A 25,710-nucleotide genomic window follows, 5' to 3' on the forward strand; every position below is an offset into this window, starting at 1 on the left:
AAGAACAGAATCGCATTTCCTCGAATCCTCGTCAAGAGTCTTTGGCGCCGTTTTGGTGAGCGAATTTCCTTTGCCTGCTGAAAGGTGAGAGACAATGCAGTCGGGGAATGTAGCGACGCCGTTCGGGCGGCGGCCAATGACGCTTGCGCTCGTGCGGCGCCAGGCGGCAATGGAAATCAAGCATGGAAAAGCTGCCGATAAGTGGAAAGTGTTGAGAGACGCTTCCGCCGCGATGGAACTGCTCAAGATCCAGTCGAACAGTCTGGCTGTTCTTGACGCACTTTTGAGTTTTTATCCTGACAATGAGTTGCGTCAGGATGCACAATTGATTGTCTTCCCCTCGAATGCCCAACTGGCGCTTCGGGCGCATGCAATGGCGGGCGCAACGTTGCGGCGGCATATTGCCATTCTGGTGGAGTCGGGGTTGATCGCCCGTAAGGATAGCGCCAATGGCAAGCGCTTCGCCCGCAAGGGCGACGATGGCCAGATCGAGAATGCTTTTGGCTTCGACCTGTCGCCCCTCCTGGCGCGATCGGAAGAGTTGGCGATGTTGGCGCAAAGAGTGGCGGCCGAGAGAGCCTCGCTCAGGAAAGCCAAAGAGAGCCTTACAATTTGCCGGCGGGATGTTCGCAAACTTATTACTGCTGCAATGGTCGAGGGCGCCGACGGCGATTGGAAGACGACCGAGGACATCTACATTGCGCTCGCGAGCAGAATTCCGCGCGTTCCGACCCTTGAAGGGGTCACTAGCGTTCTCAATGAAATGGAGATGCTCCGTGAGGAAGTGCTTAATCGTTTGGAAAACCTCGAGAATGCTGAAAAAATTAGCACCAATGCTGCTCATATCGAGCAGCACATACAGAATTCAAAACCCGAATCCGTAAATGAATCTGAACCACGCTCCGAAAAGGAGCAGGGGGCAAAGGCGAGCTTGAGCCATCAGCCGAAGAATGAATCGCAAAGGGCGTTCCCCTTGGGATTGGTGCTCAAGGCGTGCCCGATGATCAGCGACTATGCACCGCGCGGCGTGGGGAGCTGGCGAGATCTGATGTCTGCCGCTGTGGTGGTTCGATCTATGCTGGGGGTAAGCCCTTCCGCCTACCAGGATGCCTGCGAGGCGCTAGGACCGGAGAATGCTGCGGTGGCAATTGCGTGCATCCTGGAAAGGGCCAACTTCATCAACTCTCCTGGAGGCTATCTGCGGGATCTAACGCGCCGAAGTGAGCGCGGTGAATTCTCGCTTGGCCCGATGATAATGGCGTTGTTGAAGGCCAACGGGCAAGGTGGTTTGAGGGCTGGGTAAGTGCGGCTGATCGTTATTCCTGCCGTTGAGGATTTCGGTTGTGATCAGCTGACCACAAAGCTAACCCCTTGGAAAACACCAACTTTCAAAGGCGGCTTGTCGGAGGCATTGTGCCGGTTACCGTCTGGCTCCCGAGCCAAATGACGCCTCTTAGGGGAACAGTAGACCGTGATCTCAATACGAACGCGCCCAAGGTCGCGCACGAACAAGACCAGGAGCGAAGTCTTCGCACGAAATGGCAGCCGCCTTTCATCAATTCATTGGCACCGGCGCGGCGAGCAAATCGCAAGGCGGCCGGCTGTGCCGGCTAATCGCGAATGGGCGATGGCGCCGCATGGAAAGGACGCAATAGGAACAACTAACTGCTGCCATCCGCGGCGCCGGAATCTACGGGGCTGATTCGCGGCGGCACTTCCACAACACTGGGAGAATTCATCAACCGCTATCTTGGGCGAGGTGACGCAATGAGCCACTCGACCCTATGGTCTTTTGACCAGGCAAGAATGGCATTCGAGGTGAGTTTGGTGCCGTTGTCGGAGAGATCATTGCGAGTTTGCCGCGCCATTCGATCGTCAGCTCTCGAGCGACGCGACGACCGGAAATCGAGGTCGTCCGGGGATCGCCGCGAGGCATTCGCGCGTCGCGTCATCGACGATGTTGAGCACGCGAAATCCCCTTCCGTAAGCGAACTTGCAGGCACGCGCGCACCGATCCTGGTCAACGCGAAGGCTCCGCCCGCTGGTCGCTGGATTTTGTTGGTGACCAAAAGCAAATGATCCAGTGGAACATTTCTCCACCGAACGACTGAGGCATATACCTATCTCGCAAGGCCAGCCATCGGCACAGTATTTGAGTCCGTTGAAGAAGGTGATGGGTCCAGGCGGCTTGGAGGAGGCATAGCCGTTCCAGCCGCCGAGTTTGGGGATGATCCAAGCGGCCCAGGCGAGCGAAGCTTTGGGATGGGGATTGGATTGCAGCTTGGTCTTGCCCTTGAAGCGGCTTTCGAGGGCGGCGAGCGTGTTGATCTCGTGGGGACTGACTGCCAGGCTTGCCGGGTGAGGATCGCCGCCACTGCGGTCCTGCACGAGTTGGAGGACGATTGCCGCGGCCTTGGCGGCGATGGCGACGAGCTTTTCCAGCCGCGCCGCTAACTGCAATTGGCTGTCCTCGATCTTGAAGCCCTGCGTCTTCATCACTCGGAAGAACTGCTCGATCATCCAGCGCTGCTTGTGCCAAGCGACGATCTGCCAGGCGTCAGTCGCACTGGAGAGCGCATAGGTGGTCAAGAGCAGCCAATGCAAGGGCTCGACACCGTCGGGTGCGTCCGGTTCGACGACCTCAACCCAACTGAGCCTAACCCCGTCGGGCAGCCCTTCTTCGCGCAGGTTTTGCGGCCTGCCTGATCGTCGCCTGGCCGAAGCGCAGGCACAACGTTGCCTGCCGCGCCGGACGGTCGGCGCGCTCGCGCAGCTCGATCGTTGGGTGTCGCAGAACCGAACTGTCTCTACGAGCCGCCGATGCGTGCATGGTCATGCATGACGCGCGACAAAAGATCGAAGCGTTGGTCGGGCAGGCGCGCCCACATGATAAAGAAGTCGTCCTATTGCGCGACCTCGCCAATGAGCGATGGCGTTTCGGCGACCGGCGGCTTCGGCGGGAGGGAGCGCCGTTGGGGTCGACCGCATCTACGGGCTCTATCGCGAAGAAGGACTTTCCGTTCGCAAGCAGAAAAGCCGGGGCGGCACGCGTGGCCCGATCCTGGTCGAAGCGAAGGCCAATGCCCGATGCTCGCTGAATTTCGTTCACGACCAGTTCGCTTGCGGAAGGCGGTTTCGCGTGCTCAACTTCGTCGAAGACGTGACCCGCGAATGCCTGGCGGCGATGCCGGACACCTCGATCTTGCGTCGTCGCGTCGCTCGCGAACTGTCGGTCCTCATCGAACGGCGCGGCAAACCGGGGATGATCGTCTCCGACAACGGCACGGAATTCACCTCGAATGCCATCCTTGCCAGGTCGAAGGATCATAGGGTCGAGTCGCACGGCATCACGCCGGGAAGCCGATGCAAAACGCTAATGTCGAGAGCTTCAACGGCCGGATGCGGGACGAGATGGTCAACCAAAGCCTGTTCCTCGGCTGCGATTATGCCCGAAGCGCCATTGCTGGGCCAACGATTACAACCACTTCCGGCCGCACTCATCGCTCGGACCAGACCCGGGCAAGTGATGCAGATACCATTGCCACAACCGGCTCCAACGCTGCGCGAGATGAAAGCTTCGCGTTTCCGCCACTTGGCGTACTCGGAGCGCGCAGGCTCTAGTCGCCGCCGGAGAGGATTGAGTGCTAGGTCAGCGGGTCCACTGAACGAGGTTTTTCGCCAGACTCTGCTGTCGTGGGCCAGCAAGTTTTTTGGGGTGGGACGCACTGCCAACAGCTGCTTTTCCGGTGGTCAGCTGACCACAGCTCCAACACCCTGAAAAGAAACGACATTTTCGGGCGCTACTATGGACGGCGCATGACCCGCTCCTCGCGCCACCTCTCACAAGATCGGTTGTGTAGAGATAGGTACCGTCCTGTCGCCGCCATGGGTCGCAGGGTCTTGGCGGTCATTTTTGATCGTACATGACGTCCTAAGGGCATTGGTCATGGTTGCCCGGGTAGAATGGCCGACAGCCCTTCTATGCGGCTGGTGTAGTAAGGTCAGTTGATGCACGGAGCCGATTGAGCGGCTTCGTGTTCGAACGAACAATCGCGGTGTTTGTCACGACTGAAAGGAGACATTGCTTTGTAATCTTAACGGCGGTCTCCGCAGGATGCTTCAGGACGAAGACCTCCCAGGCTTCGAGGACAGTCGAAATTTGCTGGTCGTAAAACGAATGTTTGCAGATCTTCGGCCGTAATCATTCTTGTAGGAAATATAGCTGGCGGCGCGGACAAATGGCTCAATCAAATTGTCGAGCATCCTTGAAAGAACGCCGAAACGCGGAGGCAAATACTGTCTGACTGAGTCCCGGCTCGCGCCCGAATTCTTCGTGCAGCCGAGACGGCTTTTTGGTAGCGAGGGGAGGGGCTGTCCTCTGCTTTTACCCGCGCCGCCGAGGGTCATGGCCCGCGCGCCTCTGCGGATCATAATCACCGCGGCTGAAGCCTTCAGCACGTTCCGGGGGAGGGGGCGAGCAGGCGGAGGAAGCCGGCTCCGCGGGCGAGGGTGTAGGCGCTGAGCTGAAACCGCGGAGCGATAGTGACTAGCGGTCCTGGCGCTACAGATCCCCAAAGGCCGGACCTGACGGCTATGCAGTCGAATAGCGACAAGAAAAGAATATCTGCCATCGGGCGTCGGATGAACCATGCCCTCAACGGCGAATGAGGCCAAATCGGTGGGCTTCGTCCAGCAGGACCCGCACCGAGGACGGTTGCCACTTCTTGCCGCTGCGCACAGGCCGTTCTCCCATCTGGTCCAGTTGCGCGGCAATGTCGCGCAGCGACAGGTTGGGATCGGCAATGGCAATTGCCGCCACCAGCTTCATCAGATAGTCTTCGGGAGCGCGGCGAGGGGATCGAGCAAGGAGTTCCTTCTCCGCGAGCTTTTCGCGTACCATGCGATGAACAGCGCGACGAAGGCGTTCGACGGTCCAGTCGTGGCCACGGCGATTGAGAACCCGCACGACATTGTCCCAACTGTGCTGCGGCCGGAGTTGACGCACCATCGGCAGCCACGTCTGCGCCGATGCAATGAGTTCATCGAGATAGAGCTTCTCCCGTGCCTGCGAGATTGCCTTGATCGCCTCCGGCCGTCGTTCTCGCAGACCCGGATTTCCAGGAAGCTTGCCGCGTGCCTTCGCCGCCTTAATGCCGGCTTTGGTACGCTCGGCGATTAGCGCCCGCTCGAGCTGCGCGACGGCGCCGAGGACCTGAAGGGAAAACATGCCCTGCGGGGTCGACGTATCGATTGGATCGCGAATCGACCGGAAATGCACGCCGCGCGCCTCGAGGTCCTCGATCACCGACAAGAGATGACTGACGGATCGGGCCAGTCGATCGAGGCGCACGACAATGAGGACGTCGCCGGCGCTAAGCTCAGCGAGTAATCGCGTCAGCACCGGTCGAGCCCGCGATGCTCCGGAACCATGATCCTGATGGATCCGATCGCAGCCGGCTGCACGCAGCTCGTCCAACTGGGCATCGTGGACCTGTTCATCCGTCGACACCCGGGCATAACCGATCAGCCGCTTGGGAGAGTGTTGGTTGTTAAATGTTTGTGGCTTCGCCATCGCGCTTGTAACTGCCCTGTCTCGAAGTACTTTGTACAGATAAGGCATGCGTTAGAAATCGAACAGTTGCAAGCGTGTTTTAGGCATTGAATAGCGGCCCGTCAGACTCGAAATGCTACCGCCGATGAGCAACGGAGCGTCCGCAGTGGCAAATGCGCGTCAGCGGGCTTCCAGGGCGGAAATGCCGGAAAAACAGCGGCTTTGGTGATGGCTGCGGGCGGAGAAGCCTGCTGAAGGGCGCCGGCGCTCAATTCCGGAAATGAGGACCGGCCATGTGCACCGACGGCGGTCGCCGAATTTTGCGATGACTGAGTCCGGTCATCCCGGCCGAAATCGCCTTGGAAGCCCAGAAAACAAGGCGTTTCCGGGGATCCGGGGCGACCGATACACCGATTTGCGGCTCCAAATCAATCACTTCCGATAAGAGCAATGCTTATCGGAAGTGAAGGCATCACCTGTCGATCGTAGCCGGTGAGGAACCCTAACTTTGACATAGAGTTCCTGTAAGAAATCAATTACCATGATTTCAATGGCTTACGATTTTGCGAGATTGCCCATATCGAGCTTGATGGACCCGGCTTTTCGAGCCGGCCTCGAATTGACGCGTCTGGACGAACGCATCGCCCGCTCGCCGGTCGGACAGGGGTGGATCGAACGATCGCACTTTGCCGATGCCTGCGCCTCGCTGTGGATCGACGGCGAACTCGTCCATCTCGAAGACCTCGTCCTCCACGACGCCACCCGCGATATTCGCACACCCACCCATGAACTGACAATCGCCCGCGACGTGCTGCGCACCCGCCGGCGCATTGCCGCGCATTCAACGGACTGGGCTCTATCGACGGACGGTATCCGAACGTTGCGACAGACGTCGGACATCAATCCGGTCAATGCCGAGGCGGTGGTACTCGCTGGCGTCATTCGGCCCGTGGTCACGACCGATGCGGAAGGTGAGACGAAATATGTCGACGAAGCCGAAGGGCTTCCCGGGGTCGACTATGCCGCCATCGATGCGGTGCTCGCCAGGTCGGAGGCAGCAATCGAGAACGCAAGCCGGCCCGGCCGCGGAAGCACCCAAGAGAAAGATCCGATGATCTATGATCTCGACTGGGACGAGGATGCCCGGCTCGACGAATGGCGCGCCGTACTGCGCCAGGCCGAAAACTTGCCGACGGTGCTGCAGGCCATCGTCGCCCTCGACGCCTGGAACGAACTGTCCGTCCTGCAGCACGCGCCCTGGCTGGGCCGGCTGCTTGCCGCGGCGATCCTGCGCCAGGGTGGCATTGCCACCGGCGCTCATCTGGTGGCGATCAGCCTTGGTCTGAAAACCATTCCCGTCGATCGGCGTCGTCATCGTGATCGGGAGACGCGGCTACTCGCCATCGCCCAAGGATTTATGGAGGCCGCCGAGATCGGCATGAAAGAGCATGACCGGCTGGTTTTGGCGCGCACCTTGTTCGAGAGGAAGCTCGAGGGGCGGCGGACGTCGTCGAAATTGCCGGAGCTCGTCGAGCTCGTCATGGCAAAGCCGCTTGTGTCGGCCGGGATGGCGGCCAAGACGCTCGATGTGACGCCGCAGGCGGCGCGGCGCATTGTCGGCGAGCTCGGGCTCAGGGAGATGACGGGGAGGGGGAGGTTTCGGGCGTGGGGGGTGATATAGGTAAAGGCGTTCGTGGCGGAGGATTTTAGAATGGGGCGTCAGATTCCGAACTCGGTTATCGGTGCAACCGCATCGGTCATCGGACATCATTATTACAGCCACAATAAGCTCGACACGCTTTTCATGGAAAGCGGGGCGCCAGGTGAGCCGCCAGCTGGCAATTGCGAATCGAAGTGCGCTTCATGGCTCAGGAGATGTAACGAGGACGAGGGCGTCGACGCCTTGGACGTCCTCGGCGAGGTGATCCAGGATTTCATGGAGCTTGAGGCGTATAACGGGGACGTCGAGAAGGGGCAGCAGCGAATTCGCGATACTTTGGCGAAAAACAGCCTCATACCACCGAATGGACGCATTACCCTTGCGGGAAGTGCGCCGGTTGCGTTGGGATTAAGTGACCTCCTCAAGCGCGGCGATTTCGCGTCGGTGGAACGCGAATTCGAGCGCGCCTATCAGCAGCTGGTCGGCGATCCGCATGCCGCAATTACGGCGGCGTGTGCGATCATCGAAGCTCTTTGCAGAACCTACATCGAGACCTTTGCGCTGGAGCTGCCCTCGAAAATGACGGTCGTGCCTTTGTGGCGCACGGTGCAAAGCCATCTCGGCCTGAACCCTGACGCAACGCTTGCTGAAGATCAGAGAAAGATGCTGCAGGGATTGGCATCGGTCGTCGACGGCGTTGGCGCCTACCGGACACATATCGGTTCGGCACATGGACGAGGAATTGCGCCGCCTAAGATTTCGGTCTCGGAAGCGCGTCTGGCGGTCAATGCGGCACATACCCTCGTGACCTTCGTTCATGGAGATCTGGCACGACCCAGACCGATAATAGGACCGGTAGGATCCGGCGCCGTCAGCATCATCATGTCTACGTGAACTTTGAGATAGGCAGATCGCAGAGGCCGCAAAGTCCGTCATTGACAGCCCCTCGGCTTGTCTGCTTGGTGATTTCTCAATCAAAGGGGGATCGATGTCGACGATCGTCAAGGACCGAGTCACCCAGACTGGCAGGCCGATCGGCCTCTTCCTTGACAAGGAGAACCACAAGGTCTGGGTGAAAACCTGGGCTGAAATCATCCGAGATTGTGACGGTCGACTCAACTTTATCCAGGAGCGCCTGCGGGTCGAGGTTTCTGCCGAGGAGATCGAGCAGAAGATCGCGCTCCTGAAGACGTCGATCGTCAAGACCAGCAAGGAAACGGCCGACACCCAAGGCGATACCGGTGAGTGAGCCTAGGGCTCCTTTGCTTGGCCATGATTTAACAGACGGGAATGCTGGGACGCTTGGGGTGGGGTGGACGGTGGAGGTAGCGACGTGAAGCGGATCAAAATCGAGAGTCTCCAGCCCGGCGACATCATCCTGACCGCGCGACCGGGAAAAGGGAGCAAGTTCATCCGAGGTGCGACTGGAGGTATGGTTTCTCACGCGATGATCTGCGTTCAGCAGGATCCTTCATCGACTCCACGATGGATGGTGTTCAGGCCCGGAACATACAGCGAGAGTTTTTTGAAGACGACGAGAACGTCTTTGCTTTTCGGTCGAAGACCCCTTTGCCGACCCACGTCGTCACGCAAGTCGTCGATTACGCAAGATCGCAGATAGGAACCCGTTATTCATTGCCAGAAGCCCCACGCTCGGTTGTTGCGGTCACCAAGCCCCGCACCAACCGGACCGCGTCGAACCCCGCCTGGGCGCACTTGCCCGTGTCGCGATCCAGAGCGAAAAGAGCGCGATGGTCTGTTGCGGTGACGGACCGATCACGGATTATCGGATCGCCAATGCAGCAGAAGCGATGCCAGGCGTTCCATCGCTCAGGCTTTGCGATGACTGCGTGAGCATTCGCCGAGGATTTGGCGAACGGCTGGAGCCTCTGGGCTGAGCTTGGGCGAAATAGAGAATTGCGGCAGGTGATTGCGGGCAGCGCGATTGCATGTGGGCTGGTGGCGAAGTCACAAATTCATGTATAGACCCACTTTACGACCTCCATCAGAAGGCGTGAGAAGACTTTTTCAACTATTTGAGTTACGATTCGCGTTGACGCGAGTTTAAGTTAAGAGCCCTCAGAAACGCGACAGATATGGCCAGAAGCGACCTTCTCATTTCCCTTGTACGGGCCGGCGCGTCCGGCGATCGGGCGATGCTGAAATCCGCAACGGAAGCACTGGTCGCCGAAGAGCGTGCACAGAATCACCACATCGTGGCCGATCGACTCGAGCGCGCTCTATCAACGGTCGCCGTCACGCCGCCCGCGCTGACGGCGGCCTCCAGTCCTGCCGGTTCCGGAAAGGACACGATAATCGAGCTCGAGCCGCGACTTCAGCTCAATCAGCTGATGCTTCCGCTTCCGGCGGAGCAGGGCGGCCGTCAGCTCATCGAAGAGCATACTCGCGCCGATGTCTTGCGCGCTCATGGCTATGAGCCGCGCCATCGGGTTCTGCTCTCCGGTCCACCCGGTAACGGCAAGACCTCCTTTGCTGAGGCTGTGGCGGAAGCACTCGGGCTACCGTTTTTTGTTGTCCGATACGATGCGCTGATCGGAAGCTACCTCGGCGAGACGAATTCTCGTTTGCGCAAGCTATTCGACTATGTCCGTACACGGCCGAGCGTTCTGTTCTTCGACGAGTTCGACTCGATCGGCAAGGAACGTGGCGATACCCACGAGACCGGCGAAATCAAGCGGGTCGTCTCGTTCCTCCTGATGCAGCTCGACCAGCTGCCCAGCTACGTCGTCGTGATCGCCGCAACCAACCACGCCGAGCTGCTGGACCGGGCAGTTTGGCGACGCTTCCAGATGCGGTTGGCTTTCCCGGCCCCGGACCGGCAGAGGATCGGAGTTTTCCTCGACCGCATTATCTCGCAATGGCCCGATGCGCCTAAGGCTGTGGCGAAATCGATTGCCGCGAAATTGGGTACCGTAAGTTTTGCAGAGGCTTTGGATTTCTGCCAAAACGTGCGAAGACGACAGATATTGGGCTTGGGGGAGCTTTCCATCGACGATGCACTTCGTTCAGAACTGGACCTCTGGGCAACAAGAGTTAGCCCCGAGGTTTTGAATGGCGAGCGATCCGACCAAACCGATACTGAGACTGCATCCGAGCGCTCCGCAGCCAAGAGCACCCGGCCGTCAAGCGGTCGTACGCGGCCCTCAACCAAACTCAACCGCTGACCAGAACCAGCGATTTGGCGCGAAATTTCAGCGGCTGACAGACGTGCTGCAGCGCGACCCGGCGGGGCTCGCGCTTCGCGCGGATCCAGCCGCGCTTGCGCCTGAGCGACTTCTCGTATTCGAAGTGAAGGGGAGCATTGCCGCCTTTGCACGGGCAATCAACAACGTGCCGGGCCTCGAACTTATCGACGAGGAAGAGCTGCCGGGCGATGAGGACAGGGCGCCAGTTGCTTACTTGCTTGTACCTGATCTGCGGGCACTGCAGCAGATAGAGTCGCTATGGCGAACATGGGTGGCGGGCCGGGTGTTACCACAGGGCTTTACACCATGGCGCGACGTCTTTGCCTGTCTTCGCGACCTTCGTGTTTGGGGTCCTGCCGATCGCGTCCAGCGATTTGACGCGGATGTCCTGGCTGAAGAGATCGAAGGTCGGGCCGACGACGAGCTTGTTCCTCTTGAAATCGAACTAGTCTTCCGCGGGTCTCCCGACGCAGGTGCGATCAGTGAAGCGACGGTCGTGGAGGCGATCAGGCAGAGTGGCGGTCGACTTCTCAGTCGAGCCAGACTGGATGACATTGCCTACCATGCCATCCTTGCCGAATTGCCAGTGGCAGCAATTCGGCTGGTCGTGGAACGGGCTCCCGTGGGTCTGGCCGGCGTCGAGCCGATCATGCACATTCGCCCGCAGAGTGTCGTCACGGAAATTGACGCAAATGATCTTCTGCCGGCTGCGCCTGCGCCGGTGATGGGACCTGTCACCGCCGACCCGATTCTTGCGCTTCTCGATGGTGTCCCAGTGGCGGGTCACCCGCTGCTGCAGCCCTATTTGAGTATTGAGGATCATTTCGGGCTTGAGCCCGGGGCTCTCGTGGCGCAGCGCTATCACGGCTCGGCCATGGCCTCCCTTATTGTTCACGGCGATCGCAATAAGCCGGAGCCACCACTGCCTCGTCAGGTGCACTGCATTCCGGTTCTCGGCCACAACGACCGCTTTCCGCCGGACAGGCTGATCATCGATTTGATCTATCAGGCTGTCATCCGGATGCGCGCGGGCAATCAACCCTCGGCTCCACATGTGATCATCATCAATATTTCGCTTGGAAATGTCCGTCGCCCATTCTACGGCCAGCTTTCTCCCTGGGCGAGACTTCTCGACAGACTGGCATACCGCTTCGGTATCCTTTTCCTCGTTAGCGCCGGCAATATCACGACACAATTCCCCGTCGCGACGTTTGCAAATAGGGTCGCATTTGAGGATGCCAATGCGGATTGGCGCGCGCGAGGCGTGATCAACGCTGTCGCAGCAGTCGTCGCCGACCGCCGATTATTATCTCCGTCGGAGACGATCAATGGACTGACGATCGGCGCCCGAAATCTTGATTGGGTGCCGACCGCTGAGCGTGCCTTGGCGCGGGCCAATGTCAATCCATATTCCGAGCTCGATACGGCCAACCCGTCCAGCGCTTTGGGACCCGGCTTCGCGGGTTCCGTCAAGCCGGACATTCTGATGCCGGGGTCCCGCGAACATCTTCGCGTCGTCGCGAGCGCGGAGAGCATTACGGTCGAGCCGGCGAGCGCAAGTCGAGGAGCAGGACTCAAAGTTGCCGCGCCGCCGCGACCTGGCCTTGAGAATGCCGAAGGCTTCACAAATGGGACGAGTGCAGCAACGGCGCTCGCTTCCCGAACGGCGCACCGCATCCATGATGCTTTGGAAGCGGCCTACGGTCAGGAATTTCTGCAACTGACGAATACCGAACGGGCTACCCTCATCAAGGCTCTCCTCGTACATCCAGCTCGCTGGCCGAATGCGGCGGCCGGCCTGGTCAAGGAGCTACTCGGGCCATTCGGCCAGGGACAGGCCCCGCGTCAAAAGGACAACATTCGCCGCTTTCTCGGATACGGCGTATTTGACAGCGACGATGCCGTCGCCTGTGCCGCGGACCGCGCCACCTTCTGGTGTGTTGGTTCACTCGGCAGGGAGCGGAGCGTCGATGTGCTGGTGCCGATTCCGGCGGCGATCGGCGGGCAGGCGCGTCCCCACGCGGTGTCCGCCACATTGGCGTGGTTTACACCGGTCGTGCCCGGTCGGAAATCCTATCGCGCCGTGAGGATGAAGATCCTCGATCCCGCCGAAATCGCGGGTCTCGGTGTGTTCGCCGATGCGTGGCAACCGGATGGGAACCAGACCAATCGCGGAACCGTCTTCACGCGGGTGTGGAGCGGGGCACAAGCCGCGGTCGTCGCCGAAGGAATGAACATGAGGCTGAAAATCCAAAGAGAACCTGATCCGGCCGGTCCCATTGACGAATTGGTTCCGTTCGGGCTGGCGGTCACTCTCGAAATGCCTGGCGAGCTCAGGATTTACGATCAGGTGAGAAATCGGGTTCAACCGCGTCCGGCGCAGCGAGCCGCTCCATAATTGAGGAGAACAGACATTATGGTCGAAATACCGTCAAATTTCATTGGCGATTTCAAGGTAGGGGATAACCTAGTTTACACGCTGGCGTTCTACGCTCGCTTTGTGACCATAATGGTGACGGCGGCTTGAATAAGCTCGTGGTGGTGCAGTTGGGGCCATTCTCGAGGCTGCTCTGGGCCAAATCATCTATCGTGCGCAGAATTTCAATCGGGAAGGTGTGCCAAACATTGCCGAAGCCGACCGGCGCGAAATCGAAGGCAAAAAGATCGACAAACTCAACAACATCATCGACGTGATGCGCAAATACGATCTGCTTAATGAACTCGGGGCAGGCATCTACGACGAGCTGCACATCCTGCGCAAGTTCCGCAACAAGGTCCACATTCAGGACGACAACCAGGATGTTCCGCGTGACGAGGCGGCGGCCTTTACGCCCGCACGGTGCGCCTGGTCGTTGGGTCTTTGCGCGACCGTCCTCGGCTTTTTAAGTCAGAAGTTTCCTCGCCCAGCCGATGTCGCCAAATACGTTGAGCCGCTTCGTATCCCGGACGCCTGAAAGCTGTGATCCGCAAAGGCCGGCCCGTCTAACTGAATACGGTCCGGTTGCTGAAGCCGGCTGCCGCCAAACCTCCAGCTTCAGGCGGCCGTAACGACACTCCGCGCAGCAGGACAGAGGTATGAGCGACAGATCTGATCTAAAACAAATAGCGGAAGCCGACTGGATCGAATGGCTTGTTGCCTTCAACGATCTATCTCGTGGGTTCATCGAGAAAGCCGCGATCGATCCTCCGTATGGCGATGATCCGCGAAGACAATCCGCAATGCAGGCAATTGCGGCGCGGGCTTTCACGCTGTTTCGTTCGGCGCTCACGCTTCTCCAGCAGGGCGAACAGCTCGGGTTTCGCAACTCGTGCGTGGGATTGTTGAGTGTGCGATGCATATGGAAGCCGCCTGCTTCAGGCCGGAGTACTTGCAATTCTGCTGGACCACGACAAGGCGAGCCGGGTTTCACGAGGAAAGGCTTTCCAGAAGATCGCCGCCAACCTTACCGAGGAGTCGAACCGGCGTCTTCAGCAATTCGTCATGGGTGATGGGACAAAGCCTCAAAGTCTCAATTTGGGGGATTTTTCAAAGGGCAGTGACTTCCCCAGATACCATCATATCTACCGCGAGATTTCGGCTGATGCCGAACATGTCACGTGGACGTCTCTTTGCCGCCATCCGCAGGAACTTGCCGACAGAGTACATCTGGAGATCGATCCGCAACTGACGGACTTCGAGATGTTCGACACCGCAAGCATCATGGCTCTCGCAGTATGGCAGGTTTGATCTCTCCTTCCAGGTCGCTCGCGTCATAGATCGCGACGACGCCGGGCACCGAGAACGCATCGCCGACATCGATGTTCAGGATTCAGGCATGTGGCTGGTCGGAGCGTCGCAATGCGATATACAACATACCGCGGCGCCATGTCATCGACATACTGACCAACACCCGTCAGCAGACGTGGATCTTCGGTGCGCGTGTCCCGCTTGCCGACAAGTTTGGGCCGCAGCTCGACGGAATGGTCCTGCTGGCTCATTCGTAGAACTCCACACCCTTTCGCAACTCTTGCCATTGCGCGTCGTCGTGGCCGGAAATGATAGAAGCTCCCCGCTCCCGAAGAGCTTTCAGGCGAGCGAGTGCCTCTGCGGCGAGTTCGATGTTCCAAGTATTTCTCGGAGCGATACCCGTGTCGACGCTCGCCTGGAGCGGGGCAGCATCTGAAGCGAGTATAAATGAACCATCTTTTTCCAGCTCGACACGGGCGACGGTCATTCCGGGGGTATGACCCGGCATGGGCAGCAAGACGATGCGCCCGTCGCCAAAGACGTCATGCTCCGCATTGAAGGTCTGGAAACCCTGGGGCTGGTCCCATTCTCCTCGAAGATAGCCTTGATTTTCTGCACCGCTTGCCGTGGCGGCCTGCGCCTCCGCTTCGTGGCAGAGGATCGTTGCGCGCCGAAAATACGAGTTGCAGCCGCAATGATCGGGATGCAGATGTGAACAGATCACAACATCTATGTCCTCCGGATCGAGAGCAAGAGTCTTCAACTGATGAACGACCGTCTGCTCAGGTGAAAAGATCGGGGTCATAACCTTGCTCAAACCGCCCCATCGCGCGACGGGATCGATGGCGGCCTCTGGATTGCATCCGCTATCGAACAGCACGTTGCCTTGAGGATGGCGCAACAGGGTGGCGTGAACCGGCAGTTCCATCGCTTCTTCCTTCAGCGCCCCGGGGACGTAGATGGACCGGCGCATACGAAGCCGGCCGCCGTCAAGAAAATGCATCTTCATCTTAGAGGTCCTCTCTCCTTAGCCAGTTCGCGGACGGCGTTGACGATGTTTTCATATCCCGTACAGCGACAGATGTTCCCCGACAGCGCTTCCCTGATCTCCTCATCGGTTTCCAGCGGATGATGGCGAAGAAGGTCGGTGATCGCCATGATGAAGCCGGGCGTACAGAATCCGCATTGCAGGCCACGATGCTGGCGGAACGCTTCTTGGATTCGCCCGAGTTTATCGACGCTTCCGCGGCTTCGATGGTTTCGATTTCGCTCCCGTCTGCCTGCACTGCAAGCGTCAGACAGGAGCGCGCGCTCCTTCCATCGAGAATGACGGTGCAGGCACGCCATGTTCGCACCCGACATGGGTTCCGGTCAGGCAAAGGTCCTGGCGCAGGAAGTCGCTCAGCAGCGTTCGTGCTTCGATCGTGCGCGTCATACATACGCCGTTGACGCTGATGGTGATCGTCTTCTCATTCATCTTTCTTGAAGCCTTTCGTGGTTCGCGCGGCTCCAGGCGGCGCGAAGGGCCCGTTTGGCAAGGACGCCTGAGAGATGCCTGCGGTAATCTGCAGAGGCGTGGATATCCGTGTTGGGCGTGAAGATTCCAGCCAGGCGATCCGCCACCTTATCGAGAACCGGCTCGGAAACATCCGTCCCCTCGATGATGCTCTCGATCTCTTCAAGCCGCAGCGGGGTTTCACCAACGCCCATCATGCCAACGCGAACGTCAGACGCCCTGCCATCTACACAATGCAGCGTCGTCGCAAAGCAAGCGAGTGCGAAGTCCCCGTGGCGTTTTGCAAACTCCTCAAATCCCCATCTGGCATCCGGTCTCATCGCGTTGAGCTCGACGCGAATTACAAACTCGTCCGGTTCCAACGAGTTGACCAGCGATCCGACAAAAAAATCGGCTGCAGGTATTTCGCGTCTGCCGCGCTGAGAGTAGGCGATGACCGTCCCACCGAGGAACCGTGTCATCATCGGCATCTCGGTCGCTGGATTCGCATGCGCGACGCTGCCGCAGAAGGTGCCGCGGTTGCGCACGGTCATATGGGCGACGTGATGCATCGCCTCATGCACGATCGGCAAGTGTTGGCGGATGATCGGGTCTGTCGCGGTCATGTGATGGCGTACCGTCGCGCCGATTCGCACCCGATCTCCGTGCAGTTCGATCCGACCAAGGCCGGCCACCCGGTTGATGTCGATAAGGATGGTCGGCTTCACCAATCGAAAGTTGATCATCGGCATGAGGCTCTGGCCCCCCGGCGATGATCTTACCGTCTCCCTCGGTAGCGCCAAGTGCCGCGGCAACCTCATCGATCGTGGTGGGAGCGATGTAGTCAAACGGCGCGGGCTTCATGGCGTCTGCGACCTCACATGCGATACTAACTTCCTCGACACGTATCTTCCTCCCGCGCAGTGCGGCTCAGCGCAATTCTATAATTTTCACTTGCATTATTAGACCTAAGATAGGAATGTCAAACAATGCGATTTCGCCACTCGCGGGCGCAACCTCCGAGAACCTTTTGATGACCCCGTAGGCTTTCGATAGCGAGGTGCCGCCCTTGAAGACGAGGTGCTCGCCGAGCTTGGACGAATAGAGCGTCTGCAGCGTCCAGATGACCCAGACATCCTTTTCGAGCAGATGAATGGGCCGTCCGGTGCGGTCGGCCGCCACGGCCAAGGCTTCGCGCCGGTCATCCTTTGACAAGGTCAGGAACAGATCAGCCATGCGCAGCCTTTCCCACGCTTCTTGCAAGCCAGGTCGGGAACTGCGGCGCCGCCGCCACCAGCTCGCCGAACGCGTCCGGCGGCAGCTTTCGCTTGATCCGCGATAGTGCTTCATCGGCCTTCTCTGGCCCAAGCCAGGCGAGCGCACGGACCGCCACACCGGCGGGCCGATCGGCCAAGGCCAGTTGCCAGCGAGGCACATGCTTGAGCTCGACCGTCTGCTGTCCAAGGTTCATCGTCCGGCTGCGGCCGGATGTCAGGTAAACGGAGCGGACCGGGACCTGGGTGGTCAGGCCCAGGGCATTCGCCGCGGCGGCGCCGTTTGAGACGATGACCTCGCCGCGCTGCTGCGCCACTGCCTCCACCGCTTGTTCAACTGTCGGCGGTCGGCTGCCAAAACGGCTTTTGACCGGTCGCATATAGATGCCGCGGCCGGCCCGGACCAGCTCGCCGCGCTCAGCCAGGCGCGACAGAGCCTGGTCCAGGGCGGCACGATTTCCGAGATGCAGAAAGCTTTTTGCCGAAAACGCGGATCCTTCCGGCAGTCGTTCAGCATGCCCCATGATTTGCGATGTCAGCTTTTGCATGGCATTTCTCCTGTCAGAAATATATGCAAGTTTCTGACAGTTTGCAATGAGAGGGGAAGACGGCGAGCCCGGACGGTGCTGACCAATTTTTATCGGTCAGTGACCCGCTGTCGCTTCACAATCACGATTCATCTATCAGGCCGTCAAACACTTCCAACATCGCATCGCTGATGGCCTTGCCTAGCGGCTGCAGCGTTTGCAAGCGCCTCGTCGTCCATATCGCGAGCGGCCATCGCAAAAGCAGTTCCCTCGGACGTTACGATTTCCCGCGCCCGCTCGATTGCCCAAAGGCCGAAGTCGCTGCGGCTGCTGATTTCCACGGTTTCCATGTTGTCTCCTGATTTGTTCGAGAGGACGGCTTATACCGATTTGCCGGACAATGCAGTCTGAAAACCGAGCCCGAGGACCGACTTCGATCTGTCTCGTGAGCGCATTCCCTACGGGAGCGTGCTCTATTGCGCCGCACCTTGGCGACTGCGGTGTCACCAGCATTTTTACCGCGGTATAATTTAGAAGCGCTATGTGGGGGTCAATGGTTCAATTTTGCCGCTCCGAATAGCTCCCATTTGTCATATCACTGAAAAACTTCTGACCTAACAAGGCTTTCCGGGCCTCCGTTCAGGGTGCGGCCGTCGATCAGGAGTGACGAAATCATGTTGGAACGTGTCGGCAGCGGATCGAAAGAGGTCGGAACCCTGGTCCTGGACCTCGGCCAGAAAGACGTGACCGGCCGTTCTGCATCGGCAAAAACCATCGACGCCGGCGAAATACGCAAGATCGCGCCGAGCGGCAACGGACAGGCACTCGATATCTCCCCAGCGCGGCTGGGCTTCGTCGGGTCTACGCCGAGCAAAAGCGGCGGCGCCGCGATCCTGGTCGATGCAAAGGTGAGCACGCCCGAAACCGACCCGGGCAACGATCTCAAGATCGACCTGGACGGCTTGAAAAAGGTTGCCGCTTCCGAATTCGGCAGCACCGTGTCCAACAATATCACCCACCTGTTCAACCCGACCATCCAGGCGATTGCCAATCAGTTTTACGGGGGAGACAGCCCCGAGGTGCGCGATCAGTTCAAGGCCGACGTCAAGGCGCTTCTCGGTCCGCTGCTCGACAAGGTCGGTGCCGGAGAGGTCAGTCAGGCTGATCTTGGCGGCCTTCTGGAGCGCCTGACGTCGCAGTTGGCGGCTCCCGGCGGCAAGGAAGTCTGGGGTTACCGCCACGCGGTGCAGACCGCGCTCGAAGGGCTCGTCATGGGCGCCAGCCTGGTCTCGAAGCTACCGGCCAATGCCGAGTGGGACAAGAGCGTCTCGCCGCTCCCCTCCAGCAATCTTGCCAGCTATTCGTTCAACGACGTCATGGCGGCAATCATGATCGGCACCGGGCTGGCCGGCAAGGGCATTGCCGCCAACGGCTCAGACGGCGGGCGCTTCTTCGCCGGCAGCGGCGGCGACGCCTGGATCGCCGAGCGCATGTTCGCCACCACGGACAATGGCTGGAGCAAGACCATCCAAAATCTCGATCTGCCCTATATCGACAGCGACTATCTGACATCGAGCCTCAAGAAGATGGACCTTGTCATGTCGGGCTCGGATGCCATCGAGCCGGTCGTGGAGCGCCCGATCGACGAGAACGACATCCTGGAAAGCAAGGTGCTGCGCGGCTACGCTCCGTCGACCGCCTATGAGCCGACGCTGAAGAAGCTCGACGAACTCAAATACGGCATTCTCGGCGACGCCGTGAAGGACGTGAACCGGGATTTCGTCGCGCCCGACAACATGGACCACCTCGACCAGCTGACGCCGGAACAGAAGGCGACGGTGCTCTACGATCTCATCGAGATCAAACAGCAGTTCAATGGCTATATGAACCAGTATGGCGACAGCGTGCCCGATGGCGAGCGCGTCGGCAAGGACCTCGATGCGCGGATCGAAAAGCTGACGGCCGATCCGGCGACGCAGCAGCATCTCTCGGATATCTTCGCGAGCGGCATGAAGGAATATCTGCAAAGCCCGGAGAATTCCGATCTGCTCACCAACATCGAAGACGCCTATCTGATCGATATCGGCGGCGGCAAGGCGATCGACCGGGCGCTGAGCGCCGGCAAGAGCTTCGAAGATGCCCTGAAGGATTATTATTCCGAACTCAACACGCTCGTCGATCTCCTGCCCCAGGATTATATCGACGCGCATCTCGACGCCGCGAACGTCACCTTCTCGAACATCGTCAAGGAACATTATATCGGCGACGGCCAGGGTGTCGATCTCGAGCCGCTGCTGTCGGGTCCGGATGACACATTTGTGCCCGGCGCAACGAATGACGCCATCAGCCAGTTGGCAAACACCTTCGCCGAGGATTTCATCAGCAAAAACGGCCCGGCAGATGGCGGCGAGACGCTGAAGCAGAACCTGGCGCAGGATATAGCGCGCGACGTCGACGGCGTTCTGCGCATGGTGCGCGGCGGTATGAAGCTCGACGACGCGCTTGCCTCCTTCAAGGATTCGCTCGACCTGCCGCGCCAGACCCGTACACCTGCCGGCATCGATGCCGAAGTGTACAAGGCCGGTCTGATGCACGCCGTGCAGATGCTGACGATGTCGAGCGTGCTGGTGGCGCGCGGCCTCGGTGTCGGCGGCAAGTGGACGCCGGCCGATATCGCCGCTGCGGTCGGCTCGGCGACACAGATCGTCGGCATGACGATGGAAGGTCTCGGCAAGAACCTCGACGTTGCCGGCAAACCGTTCAGCGCCTTCGGCAATCAGCCTGGCAGCTGGGGCAAGGGGATCTCGATGAACTTCTCGCCGAAGACGATGGAAGCGGCAGGCAAGATCCTCGGCGCGGCCGGCGGCCTCGCCATGGCCGGCCTCGGCTTCTATTCGGCGTCGCGGTCGATGAAGGCCGGCGACCGCGCCAAGGGCGCGCTCGAAATAATCGGCGGCATTGCCGGTACCGGCAACGCGCTCATCGGTTTCTCCGAGGCGATGCTTTATCTGACCAATGCCATGTCCCGTGCCTTTTCCGGACTCGGAACGGTGGCGCCGGAAGTCGTGACCATCTTCAGCAGCGCCGCCAAAACCGGCCTTGCCGCGGCCGGACTGGTCACCGGCCTCGTTGCCTCGGCCGTCGGGCTGGCGCTTGGTCTGTGGGATATGGCCAATGGCGTGAAGAAGCTCGACAAAATGGAAAAGCAGCTGAACGAGAAGCTTGAACGCTACACCGGCGAGTCCGTGCATCTCGAATTTGGGCCAGACCCGTCATTCATCTGGTAGAGGCAGAGGGGCGGCAACGATGACCGCCACAGCCTGGGAAATACCCTGCGACCCCTCGGTAAAAATGTGATTTTTGATCTCCAGGCGCGAGGCCGCTGCATTTTATGCAACCGCGATGTCGCGATCGGGGCTTGAATTATCACGCAAAGGTCGATCTTATGCCTAACGTAAGGTAAACGACGTCATCCGCGAAAAGCGGAAAAAGAAAATCAAAGGGAACGCATGTCATCGATCGCACCAGCATCTTCGGATATCGATACGGTTTCATTTCTCCGGCTAAACGCCAATTCCGATCCAAAGTCCGAAAATTCCACGAGCCAGGGCAAAACCACGAGCACCACGGTCAAGAAGGCATCGCCTTTTGCCTCTGACGGGACCACGACGGCAGCCCTGACGATTTTCTCCTCTATATCGGCGCAGACGAGCAGTCCGAAGTTCGTTTCGCTGGCCGCCACGTCGAATGGCACGTCCCGCCCTACCGCGCCGATCCAGCCGGTCATCGATCTCCTGTTCAATTCCGATTTCATGAGCGAGATCAATCAGGGCTTCATGGAAGGGCTGAAGGACAAGGACAAATCCTTCGAGAGCATCGACGTCGTCAAAAACCCTCACAATTACACTGCCGAGCAGAAACTGATCATGTATCTCGATCTGCTTCAGACCAAGGCGACCTTCGGCCAATACAAGGACAGCCTCGGCGACAACCAGCGCGGCATCTACAACGACCAGGAGATCCTGAAGGATCTCGACAAGTCGATCGCCATCCTGGGCTCGGACCCCGACGTCAACTCGCTGATGACGGAGAAGGCGCTGAAGGCCTTCAAGCTGATCTTCTCCGGTTATCGCGTGGCGCCGCCCGATACGAACAAGGACGCTTCCGAGATCATCAACGACACGATAACGCGTGACGAGAAGATGAAGGACCTGCGTACGAAGGTCGAGGATGCCTTTGAGCGCGACATCGTCAATGGCGGCCTGCTGAATGACGGTCTCAAATCCGGCAAGGACGTCACCACCATTCTCAAGGAATATAATGCCGCCCTCGGCTTCTATTCCATGGTGCTTCCCGACGATTTCGTAAAGCAGCGCTCGGCGATTGCCGACAAGACCTATGCCGAATTCTTCGACAAGAACGTGCTGCCGACGATCTCCGATCCGACGACGGCGCTCGATGGCCTGATCCGCATGGGACTGGCCGGCAACAAGACCGAGCGGGAACTGAAGGGGCTCGGCTCCATCCTGCCGGTTGTGGATTTCGACCAGTCGCTCGGGCTCGGCGGGAGCCTGTTCCCCGATCTCAAGATCGACCTCGACGGTTTGAAAAAGGTTGCCGCTTCCGAATTCGGCAGCACCGTTCCCAACAATATCACCCACCTGTTCAACCCGACCATCCAGGCGATGGCCAACCAGTTTTACGGGTCAGACAGCCCCGAGGTGCGCGATCAGTTCAAGGCCGACGTCAAGGCGCTTCTCGGTCCGCTGCTCGACAAGGTAGGCGCCGGAGAAATCGGCATCGGCGATCTCGCCGGCAATCTGGAGCGCCTGACGTCGCGCCTGAGCGCACCCGGCGGCAAGGAGGTCTTGGGCTACCGCCATGCGGTGCAGACCGCGCTGGAAGGGCTCGTCATGGGCGCCAGCCTGGTCTCGAAGTTGCCGGCCAATGCCGAGTGGGACAAGAGCGTCTCGCCGCTGCCCTCCAGCAATCTCGCCAGCTATTCGTTCAACGACGTCATGGCGGCGATCATGATCGGCACCGGGCTGGCCGGCAAGGGCATTGCCGCCAACGGCTCAGACGGCGGGCGCTTCTTCGCCGGCAGCGGCGGCGACGCCTGGATCGCCGAGCGCATGTTCGCCACCAAGGACAATGGCTGGAGCAAGACCATCCAAAGTCTCGATCTGCCCTATATCGACAGCGAATATCTGACATCGAGCCTCAAGGACATGGGACTTTCCATGTCAGGCCTGATGAAGACGCTGATGCCCGGCACGGATGTGATCGATCCAATCATCGTCGACGGCAAGACCGCCGAAGAGGCGATCAAGAAGATCATCGCCCCGAGCCTCGACGCGCTGGCGGAAACCCTGTTCAAGGGCAATGCCGATGCCATGGCGCAATACAAGACCAATTTCACGACGATCTTCACCGCGCTTTGGGCGACGATGCGACCGGGCGGCAGCGTCGAAACGATCAAGGCCGACCTTGCCAAGCTGATCGACAAGACTGCGACGGCGGCGCCGGCAGGGGTCGATCCTGTCAAATACAAGGCGGCGCTCTCTTCCGGCGTGATGTCGGTGCTTACCGCATCCCGCTCCATCTATGCCGGCCTCAACATGACGAGCCCGACCTGGGACAGCATCGGCATCGTGGTTCTGCACGCCCTTGGCGCTCTCGCGCACATGGGCAGTGCGCTCGGCTCGGCGATCAAAGCCTCGAATTTCTCGCTGCTGGATGGGATCGGGTCGCTCGTCGGCGTTTCCGACGAGCTGGCGCGGGCGGAGCGCAGCGTGCTCTCCGCCTTCTTCAAGAATACCGGGACGACGGTTGGCGCCGTTGCCGGCGTCGCTTGGCTGCCGGTGGAGTATTACCAGTTCCTGCAGGGGCTCACGAGCGGCAAGGGCGATCCGGTCGATCTCATCTTCATGGGTATCGGAACCGCGGCGGACACGGTCGGCGCGATCGAGGGCATCACAGGCGTTGCGAATATGCTGGTGAATTCCACCTTCCTCGGGCGCACGGGCGCAACGGTTGCTCTGGTCTCCGGCGGCTTCTCGCTCGCCTTCGCAGTCGCCTGCGCGGTGTCCTGGGCGGCCTGGGCGGGCTTTGCCATCTACCAGAGCATCAAGCAGGAAAAAGCCTTCCACAAGCAGACCGACATGATGAACGACATGCTTAAGCGCACTGTCAACGACACGGTCGGCATCTACGCCAAGACCGGCCCGATCGTCGGCGCCAAGGGCGGCGTCGCCCCCGCGCCCCGCGACCCGGAACAGCGCGAGCTGACCCCTGAGAACTGGGACGCGATCATCGCCGATATCGAGAAGCGCCGCGGTACGGCGGTGGGCTGATCCGGGACGCTTTCGCAACACCAAATATCTGGGTACTCACAGGCCCGTTGGCGTAGAGGCGGTCGGGCCTGTGAACATTTGATAGCAATAAATTTAAGTATGAATTTCATGCGCAATCTGGATATCTGCTGCGCTTTATGGATAAAAACGTTCAATTTTAATATAAAGGTCGAGAAAGTTGTCAAAGCCGATTGTAATTTCCGAAAATTAACCATCGGTTAAGTTTAAACAATTGACCGGCCGTTTTTTTATCCATATCAAATCATGCATTCATTTTGATAACTCCTTGATGGAAGTGCTCATATGGCCGTAGATGCAGTGAATTCCGACCTGAACCTGGCGCCTGCAAACCCTGTCTCGGTGGAGCTGACGACTGATAAGACAGGTTCCAAGGACACCACCGGCAGCACGACGAAAAAGGTCGATCCGAACAGCGAGAGCGAGATTTTCTCCGCTGCCGTGGACGCGTTTCTGCCAGGCATGATTTCCAACACCCTGATGCTGAACAATTCGCTTTTCAATTTCGCCAAGGAGGCGATCGACGAAGGCAGCGACGAGTAGCGTTCCCGTTCATCGTTTGCAGTTGACGTGTACCGAGTTGAGGAATTGCAATGAGCGGAGAAGAACTTACCGGCCGCGCCTTCACGCCGCCCGTCGACGGCGTATCGACAGGCAATGTGCTGAAGACCTCGGAGATCGTGGCGGAGCGGATCGGGCTGCAGCCGGCGGATTTCGCCGGCCTTCGGCCAACCGAACTCACCTCCATTCCCAACACCCAGGGCCGCAAAATCGCGCCTGAGTCCGACGCCGTCCCGCCCTCCTATTCACCTGAAGGCAATACCAGGCCCTCCAGCATTCTCGACCGGCTGTCGGCATTCTTCATGCCGGTGGCCGGGAACGGCCAGCCGGAGACGCCGCTGGTGCGATTTGCCGCGGACAAGGATCACAGCGGCCCGAAGATCGAAGACATCACGACATCGATCGACCGGCTGGAGAAATCACAGCAATTCGCGACCGGCACGACGCTGCTGTCGTCACTCACCCAGTCGGTGATGTCGTCGTCCAAACGGCTGACGCAGGGCCAGTGAATATCATGATCTCATCGGCCCTTGCGAGATCATCGATCTCTTCGCCCGCGCGCAAAGTCCTTCCGAAGACCGCCATGCTCGCCCTCTGCCTGTTCCTCGCCGCCTGCAGCCAGGACGTGCTGACGGGACTCGATCAGCGCGATGCGCTGGATGCCCAGGTGCTGCTGGAACGCGCCGGCATTTCCGTCACCATGAAGAGCGAAAAGGGCGGGACCTATGCGATCGCCGCTGAAGCAGCCGATCATGCCCGGGCGATCGAGTTGCTGGCGGGCGCCGGTCTGCCGCGTCAGTCGTTCGGAAATGTCGCCGAACTCTTTCCCGGCAACGGCTTCCTCGTGACGCCTTACGAACAGAAAGCCCGGATGAGCTACGCCATCGAGCAGCAACTTGCCGAAACACTTTCCGGGCTTGACGGCGTGGCGACGGCGCGCGTCCATGTAGTGTTACCGGAGGAGAACGGCCGCGGGCTCATCAAGGAGAAGGCGAGGGCGGCGGCCGTGCTGCAATATCGCCCCGGCGCCAATCTCAACGAGATCGACATGAAAAGCCGATCCGTTCTGGTCAACAGCATCCGTGATCTCTCTTACGAAGATGTCTCGGTGGTGGTCAGCCCCTGGTCGGAGGTCGGCGCGCCGGCGGCTCCTGCCACAGCCGCAGCGCCCGCCCCAGCAGCACCAGTGACGCCGGCACCCGCTGCGGCGCCATTCTCGATGGTGCAAAGCGCTCTCTCGGCTTTCAAAGGCCCCAATCTGGCCGTGATCGGCGCCATCATCCTCGCTATCGGGGCATGCCTGCTGCTGCTATTGCCGCAGCGAAAGGAGCGCTGAGC

The 25,710-nt window shown here is 59.5% G+C and carries 18 protein-coding genes and 6 pseudogenes; 14 read left to right on the plus strand and 10 right to left on the minus strand.

The window, feature by feature from the left end:
• Positions 1–94: 94 nt before the first annotated feature.
• Positions 95–1,303, plus strand: coding sequence for a plasmid replication protein RepC (repC, locus tag C4N04_RS29135; protein WP_016737357.1), 1,209 nt, complete (start codon positions 95–97; stop codon positions 1,301–1,303).
• 469 nt (positions 1,304–1,772) lie between these two features.
• Here the strand turns inward: repC and C4N04_RS29145 are convergent.
• Together C4N04_RS29145 and C4N04_RS32345 are read right to left on the minus strand one after the other, a co-directional pair.
• A pseudogene (locus C4N04_RS29145) lies at positions 1,773–1,995 on the minus strand (DDE-type integrase/transposase/recombinase); the annotation flags it as partial.
• 480 nt (positions 1,996–2,475) lie between these two features.
• Positions 2,476–2,688 (minus strand): annotated as a pseudogene (locus C4N04_RS32345) (transposase); the annotation flags it as partial.
• A gap of 191 nt (positions 2,689–2,879) precedes the next feature.
• Between C4N04_RS32345 and C4N04_RS29155 the strand changes: the two are divergent.
• Positions 2,880–3,641, plus strand: a pseudogene (locus C4N04_RS29155) (integrase core domain-containing protein); the annotation flags it as partial.
• Positions 3,642–4,654: 1,013 nt separating this feature from the next.
• Here the strand turns inward: C4N04_RS29155 and C4N04_RS29160 are convergent.
• Entirely contained in the window at positions 4,655–5,572 is a 918-nt protein-coding gene (locus C4N04_RS29160; protein ID WP_106797628.1) for a recombinase family protein, read from the minus strand.
• Positions 5,573–6,092: 520 nt separating this feature from the next.
• Here C4N04_RS29160 and C4N04_RS29165 point away from each other — a divergent pair.
• The 7 genes from C4N04_RS29165 to C4N04_RS29195 all read left to right on the plus strand — a co-directional run bounded on the left by C4N04_RS29165 (position 6,093) and on the right by C4N04_RS29195 (position 14,144).
• A complete protein-coding gene (locus C4N04_RS29165; RefSeq protein WP_199852512.1) occupies positions 6,093–7,232 on the plus strand; it encodes an RHE_PE00001 family protein in 1,140 nt (379 codons plus the stop codon).
• A gap of 30 nt (positions 7,233–7,262) precedes the next feature.
• Positions 7,263–8,105 (plus strand): abortive infection family protein, encoded by an 843-nt coding sequence (locus C4N04_RS29170; protein ID WP_106797629.1) that lies wholly within the window; start codon positions 7,263–7,265, stop codon positions 8,103–8,105.
• A gap of 94 nt (positions 8,106–8,199) precedes the next feature.
• The gene (locus C4N04_RS29175; RefSeq protein ID WP_106797630.1) at positions 8,200–8,460 is read left to right on the plus strand and encodes a hypothetical protein; all 261 of its coding nucleotides are present in this window, start codon (positions 8,200–8,202) and stop codon (positions 8,458–8,460) included.
• 847 nt (positions 8,461–9,307) lie between these two features.
• Positions 9,308–10,396: an ATP-binding protein gene (locus C4N04_RS29180; protein ID WP_245425670.1), complete on the plus strand. Its 1,089-nt coding sequence runs from the start codon at positions 9,308–9,310 to the stop codon at positions 10,394–10,396.
• Between the two features lie 43 nt (positions 10,397–10,439).
• A complete protein-coding gene (locus C4N04_RS29185) occupies positions 10,440–12,815 on the plus strand; it encodes a S8 family peptidase (protein WP_106797631.1) in 2,376 nt (791 codons plus the stop codon).
• A 217-nt stretch (positions 12,816–13,032) separates the two neighbouring features.
• On the plus strand, positions 13,033–13,371 hold the full coding sequence (locus C4N04_RS29190; RefSeq protein WP_106797632.1) for a hypothetical protein: 339 nt from the start codon (positions 13,033–13,035) through the stop codon (positions 13,369–13,371).
• Positions 13,372–13,742: 371 nt separating this feature from the next.
• The gene (locus C4N04_RS29195; RefSeq protein ID WP_106797633.1) at positions 13,743–14,144 is read left to right on the plus strand and encodes a hypothetical protein; all 402 of its coding nucleotides are present in this window, start codon (positions 13,743–13,745) and stop codon (positions 14,142–14,144) included.
• A 247-nt stretch (positions 14,145–14,391) separates the two neighbouring features.
• Here C4N04_RS29195 and C4N04_RS29205 read toward each other — a convergent pair whose 3' ends face one another.
• The 6 genes and pseudogenes from C4N04_RS29205 to C4N04_RS29230 form a co-directional block, all read right to left on the minus strand.
• Positions 14,392–15,153, minus strand: coding sequence for an N-acyl homoserine lactonase family protein (locus C4N04_RS29205; RefSeq protein WP_106797634.1), 762 nt, complete (start codon positions 15,151–15,153; stop codon positions 14,392–14,394).
• Positions 15,150–15,621, minus strand: a pseudogene (locus C4N04_RS32350) ((2Fe-2S)-binding protein). Before C4N04_RS32350 ends, C4N04_RS29205 begins: the two are co-directional and overlap by 4 nt.
• Positions 15,618–16,391: an FAD binding domain-containing protein gene (locus C4N04_RS29215; protein ID WP_106797635.1), complete on the minus strand. Its 774-nt coding sequence runs from the start codon at positions 16,389–16,391 to the stop codon at positions 15,618–15,620. Before C4N04_RS29215 ends, C4N04_RS32350 begins: the two are co-directional and overlap by 4 nt.
• Positions 16,392–16,656: 265 nt before the next feature.
• Positions 16,657–16,875 (minus strand): annotated as a pseudogene (locus C4N04_RS29220) (nucleotidyl transferase AbiEii/AbiGii toxin family protein); the annotation flags it as partial.
• Positions 16,868–17,461 carry a DUF6088 family protein gene (locus C4N04_RS29225; RefSeq protein WP_106797636.1) on the minus strand — a complete coding sequence of 198 codons (594 nt, stop codon included), beginning with the start codon at positions 17,459–17,461 and terminating at the stop codon, positions 16,868–16,870. The pseudogene C4N04_RS29220 and the gene C4N04_RS29225, both read right to left, overlap by 8 nt.
• 121 nt (positions 17,462–17,582) lie before the next feature.
• Positions 17,583–17,790, minus strand: a pseudogene (locus C4N04_RS29230) (hypothetical protein).
• Between the two features lie 324 nt (positions 17,791–18,114).
• Here C4N04_RS29230 and C4N04_RS29235 point away from each other — a divergent pair.
• Complete coding sequence (locus C4N04_RS29235) at positions 18,115–20,727, plus strand: hypothetical protein (protein WP_106797637.1); 2,613 nt, start codon at positions 18,115–18,117, stop codon at positions 20,725–20,727.
• Between the two features lie 209 nt (positions 20,728–20,936).
• Here the strand turns inward: C4N04_RS29235 and C4N04_RS32355 are convergent, their stop codons facing one another.
• Positions 20,937–21,227: a hypothetical protein gene (locus C4N04_RS32355; RefSeq protein WP_004672580.1), complete on the minus strand. Its 291-nt coding sequence runs from the start codon at positions 21,225–21,227 to the stop codon at positions 20,937–20,939.
• Between the two features lie 25 nt (positions 21,228–21,252).
• Here C4N04_RS32355 and C4N04_RS29240 point away from each other — a divergent pair, with 25 nt between their 5' ends.
• The 4 genes from C4N04_RS29240 (at position 21,253) to sctJ (ending at position 25,708) form a co-directional block, all read left to right on the plus strand.
• Positions 21,253–23,793, plus strand: a complete 2,541-nt coding sequence (locus C4N04_RS29240) for a hypothetical protein (protein ID WP_245425671.1) — start codon at positions 21,253–21,255, stop codon at positions 23,791–23,793.
• 303 nt (positions 23,794–24,096) lie between these two features.
• On the plus strand, positions 24,097–24,354 hold the full coding sequence (locus tag C4N04_RS29245; RefSeq protein ID WP_106797639.1) for a hypothetical protein: 258 nt from the start codon (positions 24,097–24,099) through the stop codon (positions 24,352–24,354).
• Between the two features lie 50 nt (positions 24,355–24,404).
• Positions 24,405–24,881: a hypothetical protein gene (locus tag C4N04_RS29250; RefSeq protein ID WP_106797640.1), complete on the plus strand. Its 477-nt coding sequence runs from the start codon at positions 24,405–24,407 to the stop codon at positions 24,879–24,881.
• The gene (gene sctJ / locus C4N04_RS29255) at positions 24,878–25,708 is read left to right on the plus strand and encodes a type III secretion inner membrane ring lipoprotein SctJ (protein ID WP_106797641.1); all 831 of its coding nucleotides are present in this window, start codon (positions 24,878–24,880) and stop codon (positions 25,706–25,708) included. The genes C4N04_RS29250 and sctJ overlap by 4 nt, the downstream gene beginning before the upstream one ends.
• Positions 25,709–25,710 lie beyond the last annotated feature (2 nt).

It is taken from the genome of Rhizobium sp. H4 (assembly GCF_003013335.1).
Lineage (GTDB): Bacteria > Pseudomonadota > Alphaproteobacteria > Rhizobiales > Rhizobiaceae > Rhizobium > Rhizobium sophoriradicis.